Below are 18,992 nucleotides of genomic sequence, written 5' to 3' on the forward strand. Positions count from 1 at the left end.
TTTTCATTTTCTTACAAACGAATGAAGAAAAGCATTTCTAACGCATTGATTACCTGCTCCCTGGCTGTAAAATCGGCGTTTTTTCAGGGACATCCCTTTTTCTGCTCAGGATTGAAAGCATGAACAAATTACTTTTGGCCAGTGTTGCTGGTTTAGCACTCGTATCTGCATCAGCAAGCGCTATCAGCGTTAGCGGCCAGGCAGGTGAGAAATATACAAATATCGCGGTAGGTTTTGGCCAGGATTCTGCCGGTCTGACCATGAACGGCAACTACGCCCATAACGATGACGACGGTGATACCGCAGGTTTGGGACTTGGTCTGAATGTGCCATTAGGGCCATTTATGGGCACTGTGGGCGGCCGTGCGGTTTACCTGAATCCGAAAGATGCTGATGAAGGTTATGCGTTGGCAGTGGGTGGTGGTCTGAGCTGGAAGATTTTCGATAGCTTCTCCATATTTGGTGATTACTACTACTCTCCAGATTCTCTTTCCAGCGGTGTGAAAGATTACCAGGAAGCCAGTGCGGGTGCTCGTTGGACGATCATTCGCCCAATCACTGTTGAAGCCGGTTATCGCTATATCGGTGTTAACGGTAAAGATGGCGACGGTGATAACGCTATTGCAGACGGTCCATACGTCGGCGTTTCCGCTGGTTTCTAAATCCTCTTCGTCTTTCGCGTTGCAGGGGCGTTGGCTGCTGCTGCGCGCCCTGGTCGCATAGTTATCTATGCTTCCAGAGACTTACGGCTTTGCCGCCTTCCTGCAACACGAAATCCTTTGAGGATTATCTTTTTGGTAATCCTCAAATTAATTTGCGATATTGTGAACCGTTATCTTCCCGCGGAGCGCAACAATGATAAAAGTGGAAATGCTGTCTACCGGCGACGAAGTGCTGCATGGTCAAATTATTGATACCAACGCAGCCTGGCTTGCTGATTACTTTTTTAACCAGGGTTTACCGATGTCGCGCCGTAACACGGTGGGCGACAGTCTTGACGATTTAATCGCGGTGCTCAAAGAGCGCAGCGAACATGCTGATGTCCTGATTGTGAACGGTGGCCTTGGGCCAACCAGCGATGACCTCAGTGCGCAGGCCGCCGCTACTGCTGCAGGCGTGGAGCTGGTTATGCACCAGCAATGGCTTGAGCATATGGAACGTTTCTTTGCCGAACGCGGGCGTGAAATGGCACCGAGCAACCGCAAACAAGCGCTTATTCCGGCAACCAGCGAAATGGTCGATAACCCAGTCGGTACCGCATGCGGGTTTGCTCTGCAACTCAACCGCTGCCTGATGTTCTTCACCCCAGGCGTTCCTTCCGAATTTAAAGTGATGGTTGATCAACAAATCATGCCGCGCCTGCGTGAGCGTTTTGTGTTGCCTGAGCCGCCAGTTTGCCTGCGCCTGACGACCTTCGGGCGTTCTGAAAGCGAGTTGGCGCAAAGCCTTGAACCGCTGTCATTACCCGAAGGCGCGGTGATGGGCTATCGCTCATCCATGCCGATTATCGAGCTGAAACTGACCGGTCCTGCCACTCAGCGGGCGGCAATGGAAGCTGTCTGGCCGCAAGTGCAACGTGTGGCGGGAGAAAGCGCAATTTTTGAGGGCACCGAGGGTTTACCTGCACAGTTAGCGGAACACCTGCGCGAACAGTCACTCAATATTGCCGTCAGTGAACAATTCACCGCCGGGCTGCTGTGCCTGCAACTCGCCAGTGCGCAAGCGCCACTGGGTAATAGTGAAGTGCTTTCCGCACGCCCTGAAACACTGCAGCAGATAACTGAGCGTGCAAAAACCTTCGCGCTGCAGGCGGGTAGTGCTCTGGCGCTGGTGGTGGGGAGTCTTGATGACGAGCATCTTCATTTCGCATTGCACACGCCAAAAGGGACTTATGGCCTGCAAGTGAAATTCAACGTTACCCGCTATGCCCTGCGTACACGCCAGGAAGTCTGCGCGATGATGGCCCTCAACATGCTGCGCCGCTGGCTCAACGGCTGGGATGTCGCCGCTGAGCATGGCTGGGTGAATGTTGTCGACTCACTAGAAATCTAAAAACTATGCGAGTGCCCGAGCCAAAAGCGTAATCGGGTGCTCGCATTTCTTACTGGTGGACATCTCAATCTGCCATTTACAGGTTTCACAATCTGTGACCACCAAATCGACGCCGCTCTCCTCAATCTGCTGGAATAACGGTGCGCCAATGCTTTGTGAAAATTGATAGTTTTCCTTTTTAAACCCGTACGTGCCTGCAATTCCACAGCACTGGGATTCCAGCATAACCAGCTCCACACCCGGCAAGCGCCGCAGTAGATCCAGCGTGTAGAGTGACCAGCCCATTTTCTCCATATGACATGGCGTGTGGTAAGCAATACGCAGCGGTAACGCTTTCAGTTTCAACTCCCGCCCGTCTTCGAGCTGCTTCCAGATAAAGCGAGTTGCCAGTTCAATGTGGTCACGCATTGGGCGCGTGTCGATATCCAACACCTGCGGGTATTCATCGCGCAATGTAAACGTGCAGGTGGAGGACGTCGCGATAACCGGCAGCCCTTGCTCGAGTACGGCTTTGCCCAAAGAAGCCGCGTTAATTGCTGCCTGCTTTTTCGCTTTGTCGATAAAACCGTTAGCAATTAAGGGTACGCCGCAGCACTTTTCACGTTCCAGCAGCTGTACGCCAAAGCCCATGGCATTCATGACGCTCACCAGATCTTTGCCCAGCTGCGGGTGGTTGTAATTCACATAGCAACCGTGGAAAAACGCCACTTGCTCAGCAAAGGATTTTTGCGCTGTGGCATGTTTGCGATACCACTGACGAAATGTTCCCGAGGAGTATTTCGGTAATGCGCGGTGGCTGTCGATGCCGAGCGTTTTATCAAGCAAGTTTCGCACCGGCATAAGAGATGTCGCGGTGTTCACCAGCGGTGCAAACGGCGTCGAAAGCGTGCCCATCAAATCGGTATGGCTGAGAATGGCATCTCTTAATTTAAAGGGTGTTTTGCCATAACGCGCTTTAGCACGCTGGATAATATCGCCAATTTTCACATCAGACGGGCAGGCGACCTCGCAGCGTTTGCAGTTAGTGCAAAATTTAAGGGCGTCGTCATAAAGTGCAGCATCTTTCAGGCGCAGGCGCTCTCCATCAGGCCCGGACTGCTTAGGACCGGGGTAGTCCGGGTTAACCCGGCTGACCGGGCAGACAGTAGTGCAGACAGTGCATTTAATGCAGTTTTCAAAACTGGTTTCATCAAACAGATTCATGGGCCGCCCCCTGCGATTCAAGAATGCGTTGTGCGACATGCAGCGCACCAGTCATTGACACACCCGCGCCACAACCTTGTTGCAGCGGGTCGAACCCGGCTAGTACCGAACCGATGGCATAAAGGTTTTCGATAAGTTGCCCGGCGCGGGCGGGGTGGAAATGTTTATCAACGGCAACGCCTGCCTGCAAATACGGCTGCGGGCTGAAAAAGTCCTCTTTGCACCACGCTTCACGCTCGGCTGGGGCGCAGATATCGAGGTCAAAAACGGGTTCGCGTATACCGCTGAATTTTGCCTCAAGGCCGTTACTGAAAAAGCTGCCGCTGGCGAGGACATAATGGTTTGCCCGCAGCGGGACTTCTGCGTGGTTGCGGGTGAAAATCGCACTAATATTTTGCTGCTGTGTTTCCGTCCTCACCACGGCATCGCCGGGCATCATTATCCCGTTGAGTTGCTGAAAACGGCGGCGCAACTGGTGATACAACCGCATACCGAGCACCGAAGGTGGAAGTGTGGGTAACAGGCGAAGCGGGCAGGGTAATTCACGGCTTATCGCCTGCCAGGCTTTATCATCTTCACTCCCGAGGCATGCCGGAAGGAACAGGGCATCAGTGTCATGCGCCAGCGTTTTAAGCTCATCAATAAGCAGGCGTTGCTGTTCTGGCATATCCAGTACGCGGGCGATATTGGCGGCGCGGAACTCGCTGGGGTTATTGCGTAACGTGTCCAGTGCGGGAAGCGTCAGTTCCGCGGTTTTCACATTGATGTGGTTTTCTGCCAGTGAACCCGCGACAAGTTCTGGCTGAAAATCGAGAAAACCGGCAATACCGACTACCGTGATGTGTTTCCACGGAAGGGGGGCTACGGGGATTTCCATTGGGCTAAGCCACGTTGCACGTTCAATTCCAAGCGGCGTAATACGCTGGTGGTTCTGCTTATAGCTGCCCGTGAGCGTGATATGGCAACGGGCCAGCAACGCTTCACTCTCCATCGCGAAACGCTGTACGTTTTGCGCCCCCATCAGACTATAAGGGTGTTCTGGTGCCTGCAATTTTAATGCTGCCAGTGCATCCAGGGGGGAGTTTACCGGGCTGCCATCGGGCAGCTCTGCCAGTAAATCCAGCGATCCGGACGAAAAATGCAGTGCGCTTTGCCCGCGACTGACGATAGCGCAATGCAGGCCCGCTTCCGCCAGACGGATACCGCACACCAGTCCGGCGAGTCCACCGCCAATAATCAGGCTGTCGAATTTCATTGTGGTGTTCCTTTTTTTAGCCCGCACAACCCCTGGTACACCCAGGCGGTAAATTCGCTTTCCCTGAGCGCATCGTCCCAGGCGATGGGGCGGATCCCTTTCCAGCGTTCATTGAGAAAAAGCGATAACTGGTCGAGCGATTGCGCAGGCGATGACGTGCCAAAACGTTGTAATAAACCGGCGGCGCGACAGGCGCATAACTCACCCTGGCAGGTGCCCATACCCACGCGAGTGCGGCGGCGTAAATCGCCAAGATTGATGACAGTCAGTTTATTGACCGCGTAGCGAACTTCACCGGCCGTTACCGCTTCACATTCGCAAACCAGGCTGTTGCTCAGGCGGTCGCCAGCCAGAAGTTGTTCGGCACGATCGCCGTGGCGCCAGACAGCAGAGCGGCGGATGGTTGGCGGCAGGGAAATGACTTTACTGAGTGTCTCTTCTTGCGAGCTTCCTGAACCAGGAAGCGGGACGGTTGCTGTGGTGCAGGGGCTGGAATGACCGAGTTTTTCGCACACCGCATTGGTGGCCCATTCAGCCATCAGGCGGTAGGTCATGAGTTTGCCGCCAGTGATGGTGATAAAGCCGTCCATTCCGTCACGCTTTGCGTGATCCATTAATACGATCCCCCGGCTGGCGTTGCGTCCGGTCGGATCGTTATCGCTGGCAACCAGTGGGCGAACGCCAGCGTAGGCACGCAAAATGCGGGTGGCTGCAAGTTTGGGCGCAAGTTTAGATCCTTCACGAATAAGGATATCGACCTCTTGCGGCGTGACGCGCATATTGTCGATTTGGTCGTACTCAACAGGTGTTGACGTGGTACCAATCAGCGAAATGGTATCGCCGGGCACCAGAATATCGGCATCAGCAGGTTTGCGGCAGCGGTTGATCACCATATTGTTGATGCGGTGGCCCAGGATCAGTAACGAGCCTTTTGCAGGCAGCATGCGAATACTTAAATCAGCATATTCAGCGATACGCTGCCCCCAGATCCCGGCAGCATTGACGACGATATTTGCATATAAATCGTGGTGTTGATGGCTCTGGTGGTTGTAGACCCTGACACCCGTAACGCGAGTCCCCTGGCGAATCAACCCGGTAACTTCCTGCCCGGTAAGAATTTCTGCGCCATGTTCTCTGGCATCGAGCATATTGGCGGCGGTCAGGCGGAAGGGGTCGACAGTTCCATCCGGCACGCGAACAGCACCTATAAGCGCAGGATTGGCCGCAGGTTCTATCCGTAATGCTTCTTTAGGGTCGAGCTGTTGAGCATTGATTCCGGCGTCCTGGCATGCCGCAATAAACATGCTCTGCAAGGCTAAATCATCTTCAGGAAGGGTGATAAACAACCCGTCTGTGCGCTCAATACAGTGGCGAGCAATGCGTTTAAGGATGCGGTTTTCTTCAATACACTCGCGGGCCGACTCGCTATCGGTCATGGCGTATCGCGCGCCGCTGTGGAGTAAGCCATGGTTTCGGCCTGTCGCACCGGTGGCGATATCATGCCTTTCCAGTAGTAGCGTGCGTAACCCGCGTCGCGCACAGTCACGGGCAATCCCGGCACCCGTTGCACCTCCACCAATAATAATGACATCCCTTTCTTTGCTATCCGCGTTCATGCGCTTCTCCTGGAAAGAACCTCTTGAACGCTATTCAGCCACAGAAAAGACTATCAATGTTTGATATCGAGCAAATTCGAGCATAAATCGAAAGTGAAGTGTGATGCCATGCACTATTTCGATAGTTTGTAATAAAAATGTAATAATTTGCGGGGTGTTTCACACTAACCAGACGGGATAATTCTTACCATGCGCTCGCAAAAGAACATTGCCTGATAAAACCTGCCACGGAGGCATTTATGCTGAGCATTTTCAAACCTACCGCCCATCAGCCACGGCTGAAAAGCGAGCACATAGATCCAACTTATAAACGCCTGCGCTGGCAAATCTTCATGGGGATCTTCTTCGGTTATGCGGCCTACTATCTGGTGCGTAAAAACTTCACCCTGGCGATGCCGTACTTGATTGAGCAAGGTTTCTCGCGAGGGGATTTAGGATTCGCGCTTTCCGGTATTTCTATCGCCTACGGCTTTTCAAAATTCATCATGGGGTCAGTCTCTGACCGCTCGAATCCACGCGTTTTCTTACCCGCCGGTTTGATTCTGGCGGCAGCCGTGATGCTATTTATGGGGTTTGTGCCCTGGGCGACATCAAGCATCGCAGTGATGTTTGTGCTGTTGTTCTTATGCGGCTGGTTCCAGGGCATGGGCTGGCCGCCGTGCGGGCGCACGATGGTGCATTGGTGGTCTAAGAAAGAGCGTGGCGGAATTGTTTCTGTCTGGAACTGCGCACATAACGTGGGTGGTGGCTTGCCGCCGTTGCTGTTCTTACTCGGGATGGCGTGGTTTAACGACTGGCATGCGGCACTTTATATGCCAGCCTTAGCGGCGATTCTGGTGGCGCTGATTGCCTTTGCATTAATGCGCGATACCCCGCAATCCTGCGGCTTGCCGCCAATCGAAGAGTACAAAAACGATTACCCGGACGACTACAACGACAAAACGGAAGAGGAACTGACGGCTAAACAGATCTTCATGCAGTACGTTTTCCCTAACCGCCTGCTGTGGTACATCGCCATTGCTAACGTTTTTGTCTACTTGCTGCGTTACGGCATTCTCGACTGGTCGCCAACCTATTTGAAAGAAGTGAAGCACTTCGCGCTGGATAAATCATCCTGGGCTTATTTCCTTTATGAATACGCAGGGATCCCGGGCACGCTGCTGTGTGGCTGGATGTCGGACAAAGTGTTCAGAGGCAACCGTGGCGCAACCGGCGTGTTCTTTATGATTCTGGTGACGATTGCGACCATTGTGTACTGGCTGAACCCACCGGGAAATCCGGGTGTGGATATGGCGTGTATGATTGTGATTGGCTTCCTGATCTACGGACCGGTGATGCTGATTGGCCTGCACGCGCTGGAACTGGCACCGAAAAAAGCCGCGGGAACGGCAGCGGGCTTCACTGGCTTGTTCGGCTACCTCGGTGGGTCGGTCGCCGCGAGTGCCATTGTGGGTTATACCGTTGATTTCTTCGGCTGGGACGGCGGCTTTATGGTGATGATAGGCGGCAGTATTATGGCCGTGATTCTGCTGCTGGTGGTGATGGTGGGTGAAAACAAACATCACCAGGAAATGAAAGCGCGGGAAGGTCAGTAATCTGCAGAAAATAAAAAACCTCCGCTGGAGGTTTTTTTACATCTCTATCTCAATATCGCCCTGCGCCTGGCAGCAGCAGGGCAGTATTTCACCAGGCTGGATAAACGCCAGCGGTTCGGTAAGCCACTTCACTTCGCCTGCCGTCAGCCGGATGCGGCAGGAGCCGCAATAACCTTCCCGGCACTGATATTCCACGGCGACCTGGTGAGATTCCAGAGTCGCCAGCAGGGAAGGATGTTCTTCTTCACACAGGAGTTGTGCTCCGCTGATTCGTAGCGTAATTCGAGCCATAACTTACAGCTGGAAATCGCTTAAATCGTCGGTGTTAACGTTCGAATCAATCTGACCCACCAGATAAGAACTCACTTCTACTTCTTGCGGTGCGACCTGCACGTTGTCAGAAACCAACCATGCGTTGATCCATGGGATTGGGTTTGAACGAGTCTTGAATGGCAAATCCAGGCCGACTGCCTGCATACGGATGTTGGTAATGTAATCAACATACTGGCACAGAATATCTTTGTTCAGACCGATCATCGAACCGTCGCGGAACAGATAGCTTGCCCACTCTTTTTCTTGCTCGGCGGCCAGTACAAACAGGTCATAGCATTCCTGGCGGCATTCCTGGGCGATTTCCGCCATTTCAGGATCGTCTTCACCGGAGCGCATCAGGTTCAGCATATGCTGAGTCCCGGTCAGGTGCAGCGCTTCGTCACGAGCAATCAGTTTGATGATTTTCGCGTTGCCTTCCATCAGTTCGCGCTCGGCGAATGCGAAGGAACAAGCGAAGCTGACATAGAAGCGAATCGCTTCCAGCGCGTTCACGCTCATCAGGCACAAATAGAGCTGGCGCTTGAGTGCTCGCAGGTTCACGGTCACGGTTTTGCCGTTAACGTTGTGCGTACCTTCACCCAGCAGATGCCAGTAGCTGGTCATCTCAATCAGACGATCGTAGTAACCGGAGATATCTTTTGCGCGCTTTAAGATTTCCTGGTTAGTCACGATATCGTCAAACACAATCGCCGGATCGTTAACGATATTACGGATGATGTGGGTGTAAGAGCGTGAGTGGATGGTTTCGGAAAACGCCCACGTTTCAACCCAGGTTTCCAGCTCCGGAATGGAGATCAGCGGCAGTAGAGCCACGTTCGGGCTGCGGCCCTGAATGGAGTCCAGCAGAGTCTGGTATTTCAGGTTGCTGATGAAAATGTGTTTTTCGTGATCCGGCAGAGCCTGATAGTCAATACGGTCACGGGAAACGTCCACTTCTTCCGGGCGCCAGAAGAATGAAAGTTGCTTTTCGATCAGCTTTTCGAAGATGTCATATTTTTGCTGATCGTAGCGAGCCACGTTAACCGACTGGCCAAAGAACATGGGTTCTGCAAGCTGATCGTTTTTCGTCTGTGAAAAAGTGGTGTAAGCCATTAATTGGGGTCCTGTTGTTCTTGCTTCCCCCTCACCCTAACCCTCTCCGTGAGGGAGAGGGTATTAGAAGACGGAGTGGTGTTGGGGCGAGGGTGCTTAAAATCAGATTTTACATGCGCCGCTTTCGCAGCCGTCGTCCTGGATTGAAGGTGCCAGGTCGTCTTGCGCATCTTCAGCACCGTCGCGGGTGTTCTGATAATAAAGCGTTTTCACACCGAATTTATAGGCGGTGAGCAAATCTTTGAGCAACTGCTGCATCGGCACTTTACCAGACGGGAAGCGAGTTGGGTCGTAGTTAGTGTTTGCAGAGATCGACTGGTCGATAAATTTCTGCATCAAACCAACTAATTGCAAGTAACCGTCGTTATTTGGCAGTTCCCACAGCAGCTCATAGTTGTCTTTCAGCGTTTCGTAATCAGGCACAACCTGGCGCAGGATACCGTCTTTCGATGCTTTAATGCTGATATGACCGCGCGGTGGCTCGATACCGTTGGTGGCGTTAGAAATCTGCGATGAGGTTTCAGACGGCATCAATGCAGAAAGTGTTGAGTTACGCAGGCCGTGAGTTTTGATTGACTCACGCAACGCTTCCCAGTCCAGATGCAACGGCTCGTTGCTGATCACATCCAGGTCTTTCTTATAGGTGTCGATTGGCAGAATGCCTTTTGCGTATGTGGTTTCGTTGAACCACAGGCAAGGGCCTTGCTCTTTCGCCAGTTCGTTCGAGGCTTTCAACAGGTAATACTGAATAGCTTCGAAGGTTTTGTGCGTCAGGTTGTTGGCGCTGCCATCGGAGTAACGAACGCCATTCTTCGCCAGGTAGTAAGCGAAGTTAATCACGCCCACACCCAGAGTACGGCGACCCATCGCACCACGTTTAGCGGCAACAATTGGGTAGTCCTGGTAATCCAGCAGCGCATCCAGAGCGCGTACTGCCAGAATCGCTAACTCTTCCAGCTCATCAAGGCTGTTGATAGCGCCCAGGTTGAATGCGGACAGCGTACACAGCGCAATTTCACCGTCTTCGTCGTTAATGTCATTCATTGGTTTGGTCGGCAGCGCGATTTCCAGGCACAGGTTAGACTGGCGAACTGGCGCGATAGCCGGATCAAACGGGCTGTGGGTGTTGCAGTGGTCAACGTTCTGAATGTAGATACGGCCAGTAGAAGCACGTTCTTGCATCATCAGTGAGAACAGCTCAACGGCTTTCACGCGTTGCTTACGGATGCTGTCATCTTTTTCGTATTGGGTATACAGCTGTTCGAACTTTTCCTGGTCTGCAAAGAATGCGTCGTACAGGCCTGGAACGTCAGACGGGCTGAACAGGGTGATGTCTTCGCCTTTGAGCAAACGGGTGTACATCAGTTTGTTGATTTGCACGCCGTAGTCCATGTGACGGACGCGGTTGCCTTCAACACCACGGTTGTTTTTCAGCACTAACAGGCTTTCAACTTCCAGATGCCACATTGGGTAGAACAGTGTCGCAGCACCGCCACGCACGCCGCCCTGAGAGCAGGATTTCACTGCGGTCTGGAAGTGTTTATAGAACGGGATACAGCCGGTGTGGAATGCTTCACCGCCACGAATCGGGCTACCCAGCGCACGGATGCGACCGGCGTTGATACCGATACCCGCACGTTGGGAAACATATTTCACAATCGCGCTGGAAGTGGCGTTGATGGAGTCCAGGCTGTCGCCGCACTCGATCAGGACACAAGAGCTGAACTGGCGAGTAGGGGTGCGCACGCCTGACATAATCGGCGTAGGCAGAGAAATTTTGAACAAGGAAACCGCATCGTAAAAACGTTTCACGTAGCTCAGACGGGTTTCACGTGGGTAGCCGGAGAACAGGCAGGCAGCAACCAGAATGTAGAGGAACTGGGCGCTTTCGTAGATTTCACCGGTTACACGGTTTTGAACCAGGTATTTACCTTCGAGCTGTTTAACCGCCGCGTAGGAGAAGCTCATGTCGCGTTCATGGTCGATGTAATCGTCCATCTGCTTGAACTCTTCTTCCGTGTAGTCTTCCAGCAGATGTTGATCGTATTTGCCCATCTCAACCATTTTCACGACATGGTTATAGAGTTTAGGCGGTTCGAATTCACCGTAAGCTTTTTTGCGCAGATGGAAAACGGCCAGGCGTGCGGCCAGGTACTGGTAATCAGGCGCTTCGCGAGAGATTAAATCTGCGGCGGCTTTGATGATGGTTTCATGAATATCAGAGGTTTTGATGCCGTCATAAAACTGGATGTGCGAGCGCAGTTCAACCTGTGATACGGATACGTTATTCAAGCCTTCGGCGGCCCAATCCAGAACTCGATGGATTTTATCCAGATCGATACGCTCAGTGCGACCGTCACGTTTTGTAACCAGCAGACTCTGATTCATGTGCGTTTGTACCTGTCCGTGAAATGAAAAATGCCCCATTGCTCCACGGTTGGCCTCTAGTGGCTAACCTTGTGGATGAATACTATATCTAGGGGGTTGTGGATTACTTGATCACTATATGGTGAGTATTCTAGTAACTAATCGGCTGAGAACAAGTATTGATTTCGAGACGGATTTAAGGTTGTGACAAGCGGAAATTCGCTAAGTCCACGTCACATAAGGCCTGTGACAATTGTCAATGGGATGCAAAAAAAATGATATTTTTGATCGAGTGCTGATTTCTTAAACTTAATGGATAATTGCGCAACTTGATGCTGCGCAAAATCTATCAGGCTGACCAGGTTAAATAACCTGATTTTACGCTTCGGTGTGCAACATATAGTTAACATCAACACCCGGTGCCAGTTTGAACGTGTTGGTCAACGGGTTGTAATGCAGCCCGGTGATGTGGCGTTCACGCAGTGGCGTTTCGTCAACCCAGGCCAGTAATTCAGCAGGTTTGATGAATTTCTTAATATCATGCGTGCCTTTTGGCACCATGCGCAGAATGTATTCCGCACCCACAACCGCCATCAGCCAGGATTTGCCATTGCGGTTAAGTGTGGAGAAAAAGACGTGGCCGCCCGGTTTGACTAATTTTGCGCAGGCAGTGACGACCGATTTCGGATCCGGCACGTGCTCGAGCATTTCCATACAGGTGACGACGTCATACTTCCCGGCGAACTTATCCGCGTGCTGCTCAACGGTTTCCTGAACGTAATCCACCTGAATTCCGCTTTCCAGTGCGTGAAGTTTCGCGACCTGTAATGGCTCGAACCCCATATCTAAACCTGTCACAGTGGCACCTTCGTGTGCCATGCTTTCCGCCAGAATCCCGCCACCACAGCCAACATCAAGCACCGTTTTACCGAATAACCCACCAGCACGCTGGCTGATATAACCCAGGCGTAACGGGTTAATACGGTGCAAAGGTTTAAATTCGCCTTCTAAATCCCACCAGCGTGAGGCAACGGCTTCGAATTTGGCGATTTCATCATGGTCGACGTTCTGGATTACCGGTTGGTTTTCGGCATTCATGTGGCTACTCACTCCTTGCTCGTTTCGTGGCGGGAGTATACGAATTATTTAGGGTAGATGTGTAGTTCTTCTGGTTTCCCCACAGTAGGGCGATTGTGTTATAATTTGCGACCTTTGAATCCGGGACACAGTAGAGGGATAGCGGATACATGAGCGACCTTGCCAGAGAAATTACACCGGTCAACATTGAGGAAGAGCTTAAGAGCTCATATCTGGATTACGCGATGTCGGTTATTGTCGGCCGCGCACTGCCAGATGTCCGCGATGGACTCAAGCCGGTACACCGTCGCGTACTTTACGCCATGAACGTATTGGGCAATGACTGGAATAAAGCGTACAAAAAATCCGCCCGTGTTGTTGGTGACGTAATCGGTAAATATCACCCTCATGGTGATACCGCTGTCTATGACACTATCGTGCGTATGGCGCAGCCATTCTCATTGCGTTACATGTTGGTAGATGGCCAGGGTAACTTCGGTTCTGTAGACGGTGACTCCGCCGCTGCGATGCGTTATACGGAAATCCGTATGTCGAAAATCGCTCACGAACTGATGGCCGATCTCGAAAAAGACACGGTAGATTTCGTCGATAACTATGACGGAACCGAGCGCATTCCTGATGTTATGCCAACCAAAATTCCTAACCTGCTGGTTAACGGTTCGTCCGGTATCGCAGTGGGCATGGCAACTAACATCCCGCCTCATAACATTACTGAAGTCATCAACGGCTGCCTCGCCTTTATCGAAGACGAGGATATTACCGTTGAAGGGTTGATGGAACACATCCCAGGCCCTGACTTCCCGACTGCGGCAATCATCAATGGCCGTCGTGGCATTGAAGAAGCGTACCGCACCGGCCGTGGCAAAATTTACATCCGCGCACGCGCTGAAGTCGAAGCTGATGCTAAAACGGGCCGCGAAACCATCATCGTTCACGAAATTCCATACCAGGTTAACAAAGCACGCCTGATTGAGAAAATCGCCGAGTTGGTAAAAGACAAACGCGTTGAGGGCATCAGTGCTCTGCGTGATGAGTCTGATAAAGACGGTATGCGCATTGTTATCGAAATCAAACGCGATGCAGTGGGCGAAGTGGTTCTGAATAATCTTTATTCTCAGACTCAGCTGCAAACGTCCTTCGGTATCAACATGGTTGCGCTGCACCAGGGCCAGCCGAAGATCATGAACCTGAAAGATATTCTTTCTGCGTTCGTGCGTCACCGCCGTGAAGTCGTTACGCGTCGTACTATTTTCGAACTGCGTAAAGCACGCGACCGTGCGCACATCCTTGAAGGTCTGGCGATTGCGCTTGCGAACATCGACCCGATTATCGAACTGATTCGTCATTCTCCGAATGCAGCAGAAGCGAAAGCTGGCCTGATTGCCCGTTCATGGGCGCTGGGCAACGTTTCTGCCATGCTGGAACGTGCAGGCGATGATGCTGCGCGCCCTGAGTGGCTGGAGCCAGAATTCGGTATTCGTGATGGTCAATATTTCCTGACCGAGCAACAAGCTCAGGCAATTCTGGATCTGCGTTTGCAGAAACTGACTGGCCTTGAGCACGAAAAACTGCTCGACGAATACAAAGAGCTGCTGGAGCAGATTGCTGAGTTGCTGCACATTCTGGGCAGTGCTGAACGTCTGATGGAAGTGATCACCGAAGAGCTGGTTGCCATGCGCGATCAGTTCGGCGACAAACGTCGTACTGAGATCACTGCAAATACCTCTGATATCAACATTGAAGATTTGATCAACCGCGAAGATGTGGTTGTGACGCTGTCCCACCAGGGCTATGTGAAATATCAACCGCTGACCGACTACGAAGCACAACGTCGTGGTGGTAAAGGTAAGTCCGCAGCACGTATTAAAGAAGAAGATTTCATCGACCGTCTGTTGGTTGCCAATACCCACGACACCATCTTGCTGTTCTCCAGCCGTGGTCGTCTGTACTGGATGAAGGTTTATCAGTTGCCGGAAGCGAGCCGTGGTGCGCGTGGACGTCCAATTGTAAACCTGCTGCCACTGGAAGCGAACGAACGTATTACCGCGATCCTGCCGGTACGTGAGTATGCCGAAGGCGTTAACGTGTTCATGGCGACTGCAAGCGGTACCGTGAAGAAAACTGCGTTGACCGACTTTAGCCGTCCACGTTCTGCGGGCATCATCGCCGTCAACCTCAACGAGGGTGATGAGCTGATTGGTGTTGATTTGACCGACGGTAGTAACGAATCCATGTTGTTCTCGGCTGCGGGTAAAGTGGTGCGCTTCAAAGAAGACGCTGTTCGTACCATGGGCCGTACTGCAACAGGTGTTCGCGGTATTAAGCTTGCCGGCGAAGACAAAGTCGTTTCCCTGATCATTCCACGCGGTGAAGGTTCTATCCTGACCGTGACGCAGAATGGTTACGGTAAACGTACTGCGGCTGATGAGTATCCGACCAAATCGCGTGCGACTCAGGGCGTTATCTCCATCAAAGTCACCGAGCGTAACGGCAGCGTTGTTGGCGCGGTACAGGTGGAAGATACCGACCAGATCATGATGATTACCGATGCTGGTACTCTGGTGCGTACTCGTGTTTCCGAAGTGAGCGTCGTTGGCCGTAACACTCAAGGCGTTATCCTTATCCGTACTGCGGATGATGAAAACGTGGTGGGTCTGCAACGTGTTGCTGAACCGGTTGACGAAGAAGAGCTGGATGCCATCGACGGTACCGTTGCGGAAGGTGATGACGAAATCGCACCTGAAGCAGACGTAGATGACAACGCTTCTGATGAAGCAGACGACGAAGCAGACGAATAATCTGAATTTTGTTGTTTGATATGACTCATAACGCCCGATGCATTTATTGCATCGGGCGTTTTTTATTTTAATATCAAGTTAGGCTTGGTTTAACTCATAAGGTAACTCAATGGCTATTCCTGAGAAGTATGAAGATGTAGAACGCTGGGCATTCGGTGATACAGAACGACAGGCAGATGAGCTGGTCAAACTGGTACTGGACGGCGTAAAAACGGCTACCTGCGCAAACCTGGATGGCGAAGGTATTGCACAGGTTGGCGATATTTTTGTCGTGGTAGATGGCAAGAACAAGCCCGTTTGCGCGATAGAACTGACCACTGTAGAAATGACGACTTTTGAACAGGTTGATGCAGCTCACGCCCTGGCAGAAGGTGAAGGTGACCGAACGCTGGCGTACTGGCGCAATGAGCATAAACGCTTCTTTGAAGAGTACGATTTGTTCTCACCGGACATGACGCTGGTGTTGATGCATTTCAAGGTTATCGAAAAATTCTGAAAGTAATACCTCGCGATCGGATAAATACAGGCGGCCGCCACGGCAATTTGTAGGTATCGATCGCGATAAACCTTACCGGTTTGCCGTTGCGGGTTGCCATTTTTGCGGCTACCTTAACGGCATCCAGCGTTTTGCAATTTCCACGACCAGGCTCAATTTGAAATATCTTGTCTCCTTTCGCACCACACTAAAAGTCTCCCGCTATTTGTTCCGGGCGCTGGCTTTATTGCTCTGGCTGCTGATCGCTCTCTTTTCGGTGTTTTACATCGTCAATGCACTACACGAAAAAGAGTCAGAAATTCGTCAGGAATTTAATATCAGCTTCGACCAGGCGCAGCGTTACATCCAACGCACCTCTGATGTGGTGAAAGAGCTCAAGTACATCGCGGAAAACCGCCTTACGGCGACCAATGGCGTGTTGCCCGTCATGGAAAATGACGACAATAAAGTCGACCCTCCAAGCTTTATGCCGTTGTTCCCGGACTCTGACTGTTCTGCGGTGAGCACGACCTGGCGTTCTTCTTTGCAATCGCTGGCGTGGTTTTTACGCTACTGGCGAGATAACTTTTCTGCGGCCTACGATCTCAACCGCGTCTTTTTGATTGGCGGTGACAACCTGTGCATGGCGGATTTCGGCCTGCGTGAAATGCCGCTGGAGCGCGAAAAAGCGCTGAAAACGTTGCATGAACGCATCATGAAATACCGTAATTCGCCGCAGGATGAGCGCAGCAACAGTATTTACTGGATTGGCCAGGGTTCGCGCCCGGGTGTCGGGTATTTCTACACGCTGACGCCGGTCTATCTGGCGAACCGCTTACAGGCGTTGCTCGGTGTTGAGCAAACCATTCGCATGGAAAACTTCCTTTCACCGGGTTCAATGCCGATAGGCGTCACAATCCTCGATGAAAATAGCCACCCGTTGATTTCACTGACGGGCCCGGAAACGCGTATCCAGCCAGAAGAAAAATGGGTTCAGGAACGATCCTGGTTTGGTTATACCTCTGGTTTTAAACAATTTATCCTCAAGAAGAATTTACCGCCGTCATCAATGAGCGTGGTGTACTCCGTACCGGTCGATATGGTGCTGGAACGGATTAGGATGCTGATCCTCAACGCAGTGCTGCTGAACATACTGGTTGGCGCAGTGCTGTTTACTCTGGCGAGGATGTACGAAAAACGGATATTTATTCCGGCAGAAAATGACGCCCAGCGCCTGGAAGAACACGAACAGTTCAACCGTAAGATAGTCGCTTCAGCGCCCGTTGGGATCTGCATTTTGCGTACTCAGGACGGGACAAATATCCTGAGCAACGAGCTGGCGCACAATTATCTCAATATGCTGACCCATGAAGACCGACAACGGTTGACGCAAATTATTTGTGGTCAGCAGGTTAACTTTGTCGATGTGCTGACCAGTAGCCATACCAATTTGCAGATTAGCTTTGTGCATTCCCGTTACCGCAACGAGAACGTGGCGATTTGTGTGCTGGTGGATGTCAGCGCGCGCGTCAAAATGGAAGAGTCGCTCCAGGAAATGGCGCAGGCTTCTGAGCAGGCGAGCCAGTCGAAATCTATGTTCCTTGCCACGGTGAGCCATGAATTGCGAACACCGCTGTATGGCATCATCGGTAACCTGGATTTGCTGCAAACTAAAGAGCTGCCAAAAGGGGTCGATCGCCTGGTTACGGCGATGAACAACTCGTCGAGCCTCTTGCTGAAAATCATCAGCGATATTCTCGACTTCTCGAAAATTGAATCTGAGCAGTTAAAAATAGAGCCGCGGGAGTTCTCACCGCGCGAGGTGATGAGCCACATTACCGCCAACTATTTGCCACTGGTGGTGCGTAAACAACTCGGTCTGTACTGTTTTATCGAACCTGATGTGCCGCTAACCTTGCAAGGGGACCCGATGCGTTTGCAGCAGGTGATTTCCAACTTGCTTAGCAACGCCATCAAATTCACCGATATCGGCTGCATTATCCTGCACGTCAGCGTGGAAGGGGATTATCTCTCCTGGCGCGTGCGTGATACTGGCGTGGGGATTCCGGCTAAAGAAGTGACGCGCTTGTTTGACCCATTCTTCCAGGTAGGCACTGGCGTGCAGCACAACTTCCAGGGCACCGGGCTTGGGCTTGCCATCTGTGAAAAACTGATCAGCATGATGGATGGCGACATTTCCGTGGATACCGAAGTGGGGATGGGTAGCCAATTTACGATTCGTATTCCTTTATATAGTGCGAATTATGCCGAGCAGCCACAGGTGGAAGGGCTGGTTAATAAGCGCTGTTGGCTGGCGGTGCGTAATGCGTCATTGAGTAAATATCTGGAAACTTTTTTGGCTATCAGCCAAATCGAAGTCCGACAATATCAAGGTGAAACGCCGGACAGCGATGATATTTTGATCACCGATGATGAGCTGGAAAAAGCCTGGGAAGGGCGGGCGGCTATTATTTTCTGCCGTCGCCATATCGGTATTCCGATTGAGCTGTCACCGGGTTGCTGGCTGCATAGTCTTGCTGCACCGCATGATTTGCTGCTGTTACTGGGGCGTATCTACAGCGTCACGGTCAATATGCCGGGGACGGACACCACAACACCTGCGTCTTCTGGTAACAATGAACGCAACGATGACATGATGATCCTTGTCGTCGACGATCATCCTATCAACAGACGTTTGCTGGCAGATCAGCTTGGATCGTTGGGGTATCAATGTAAAACGGCGAATGACGGTGTGGATGCCCTGAACGTGTTGAGCAAGAACCACATCGATATTGTGTTGAGCGACGTGAACATGCCGAATATGGATGGTTACCGTCTGACTCAGCGTATTCGTCAGTTAGGTTTAACGCTGCCAGTGGTGGGGGTCACTGCGAATGCGCTGGCTGAAGAGAAGCAACGCTGTATTGAGTCGGGAATGGATAGCTGTCTGTCGAAACCGGTCACGCTGGATATCCTGAAAACAACAGTCGATCTGTACGCGGCAAGGGTGCGTAGCGGCAGATAAAAAAATGGTGGATGTCGCTTACGCTAATCCACCTTACGATTGCTTTCTTGTCGGTCGGATAAGCGCAGCGTCATCCGACATTG

Annotated in this window: 13 protein-coding genes; 6 read left to right on the forward strand and 7 right to left on the reverse strand. The window is 51.8% G+C overall.

Translation table 11 applies throughout. From position 1 onward, the window contains the following. Positions 1-119 precede the first annotated feature (119 nt). Both M975_RS03245 and M975_RS03250 read left to right on the forward strand, forming a co-directional pair. Positions 120-662, forward strand: a complete 543-nt coding sequence (locus tag M975_RS03245; RefSeq protein ID WP_064557247.1) for a YfaZ family outer membrane protein — start codon at positions 120-122, stop codon at positions 660-662. 193 nt (positions 663-855) lie between these two features. Beyond that, positions 856-2,052 carry a nicotinamide mononucleotide deamidase-related protein YfaY gene (locus M975_RS03250; RefSeq protein ID WP_064557248.1) on the forward strand — a complete coding sequence of 399 codons (1,197 nt, stop codon included), beginning with the start codon at positions 856-858 and terminating at the stop codon, positions 2,050-2,052. A 3-nt stretch (positions 2,053-2,055) separates the two neighbouring features. On the opposite strand, the gene glpC is transcribed toward M975_RS03250, so the two are convergent. The 3 genes from glpC to glpA are packed head-to-tail and all read right to left on the reverse strand — an operon-like array spanning position 2,056 to position 6,126. After that, positions 2,056-3,255: an anaerobic glycerol-3-phosphate dehydrogenase subunit GlpC gene (gene glpC, locus M975_RS03255; RefSeq protein ID WP_064557249.1), complete on the reverse strand. Its 1,200-nt coding sequence runs from the start codon at positions 3,253-3,255 to the stop codon at positions 2,056-2,058. Further along, on the reverse strand, positions 3,242-4,510 hold the full coding sequence (glpB, locus tag M975_RS03260) for a glycerol-3-phosphate dehydrogenase subunit GlpB (RefSeq protein ID WP_064557250.1): 1,269 nt from the start codon (positions 4,508-4,510) through the stop codon (positions 3,242-3,244). The genes glpC and glpB overlap by 14 nt, the downstream gene beginning before the upstream one ends. Next, positions 4,507-6,126: an anaerobic glycerol-3-phosphate dehydrogenase subunit A gene (glpA, locus tag M975_RS03265; protein WP_064557251.1), complete on the reverse strand. Its 1,620-nt coding sequence runs from the start codon at positions 6,124-6,126 to the stop codon at positions 4,507-4,509. The genes glpB and glpA overlap by 4 nt, the downstream gene beginning before the upstream one ends. A 239-nt stretch (positions 6,127-6,365) precedes the next feature. On the opposite strand from glpA, the gene glpT reads away from it, so the two are divergent. Then, entirely contained in the window at positions 6,366-7,721 is a 1,356-nt protein-coding gene (glpT, locus tag M975_RS03270) for a glycerol-3-phosphate transporter (RefSeq protein ID WP_064557252.1), read from the forward strand. 36 nt (positions 7,722-7,757) lie between these two features. Here the strand turns inward: glpT and yfaE are convergent, their stop codons facing one another. The 4 genes from yfaE to ubiG all read right to left on the reverse strand — a co-directional run bounded on the left by yfaE (position 7,758) and on the right by ubiG (position 12,611). Then, on the reverse strand, positions 7,758-8,012 hold the full coding sequence (gene yfaE, locus M975_RS03275; RefSeq protein WP_064557253.1) for a class I ribonucleotide reductase maintenance protein YfaE: 255 nt from the start codon (positions 8,010-8,012) through the stop codon (positions 7,758-7,760). Positions 8,013-8,015: 3 nt separating this feature from the next. Then, positions 8,016-9,146 carry a class Ia ribonucleoside-diphosphate reductase subunit beta gene (nrdB, locus tag M975_RS03280; RefSeq protein WP_064517141.1) on the reverse strand — a complete coding sequence of 377 codons (1,131 nt, stop codon included), beginning with the start codon at positions 9,144-9,146 and terminating at the stop codon, positions 8,016-8,018. Between the two features lie 102 nt (positions 9,147-9,248). Continuing rightward, complete coding sequence (nrdA, locus tag M975_RS03285; RefSeq protein WP_064557254.1) at positions 9,249-11,534, reverse strand: class 1a ribonucleoside-diphosphate reductase subunit alpha; 2,286 nt, start codon at positions 11,532-11,534, stop codon at positions 9,249-9,251. Between the two features lie 357 nt (positions 11,535-11,891). After that, the gene (gene ubiG / locus M975_RS03290) at positions 11,892-12,611 is read right to left on the reverse strand and encodes a bifunctional 2-polyprenyl-6-hydroxyphenol methylase/3-demethylubiquinol 3-O-methyltransferase UbiG (protein ID WP_064557255.1); all 720 of its coding nucleotides are present in this window, start codon (positions 12,609-12,611) and stop codon (positions 11,892-11,894) included. 149 nt (positions 12,612-12,760) lie between these two features. Between ubiG and gyrA the strand changes: the two genes are divergently transcribed. The 3 genes from gyrA (at position 12,761) to rcsC (ending at position 18,909) form a co-directional block, all read left to right on the forward strand. Further along, positions 12,761-15,409, forward strand: coding sequence for a DNA topoisomerase (ATP-hydrolyzing) subunit A (gene gyrA, locus M975_RS03295; RefSeq protein ID WP_064557256.1), 2,649 nt, complete (start codon positions 12,761-12,763; stop codon positions 15,407-15,409). Positions 15,410-15,518: 109 nt separating this feature from the next. Beyond that, entirely contained in the window at positions 15,519-15,905 is a 387-nt protein-coding gene (locus M975_RS03300) for an ASCH domain-containing protein (protein ID WP_064557257.1), read from the forward strand. A 157-nt stretch (positions 15,906-16,062) separates the two neighbouring features. After that, positions 16,063-18,909 carry a two-component system sensor histidine kinase RcsC gene (rcsC, locus tag M975_RS03305; RefSeq protein ID WP_064557258.1) on the forward strand — a complete coding sequence of 949 codons (2,847 nt, stop codon included), beginning with the start codon at positions 16,063-16,065 and terminating at the stop codon, positions 18,907-18,909. The last annotated feature ends 83 nt before the right edge of the window (positions 18,910-18,992 follow it).

Source organism: Buttiauxella brennerae ATCC 51605 (assembly GCF_001654925.1).
Classification (GTDB): domain Bacteria; phylum Pseudomonadota; class Gammaproteobacteria; order Enterobacterales; family Enterobacteriaceae; genus Buttiauxella; species Buttiauxella brennerae.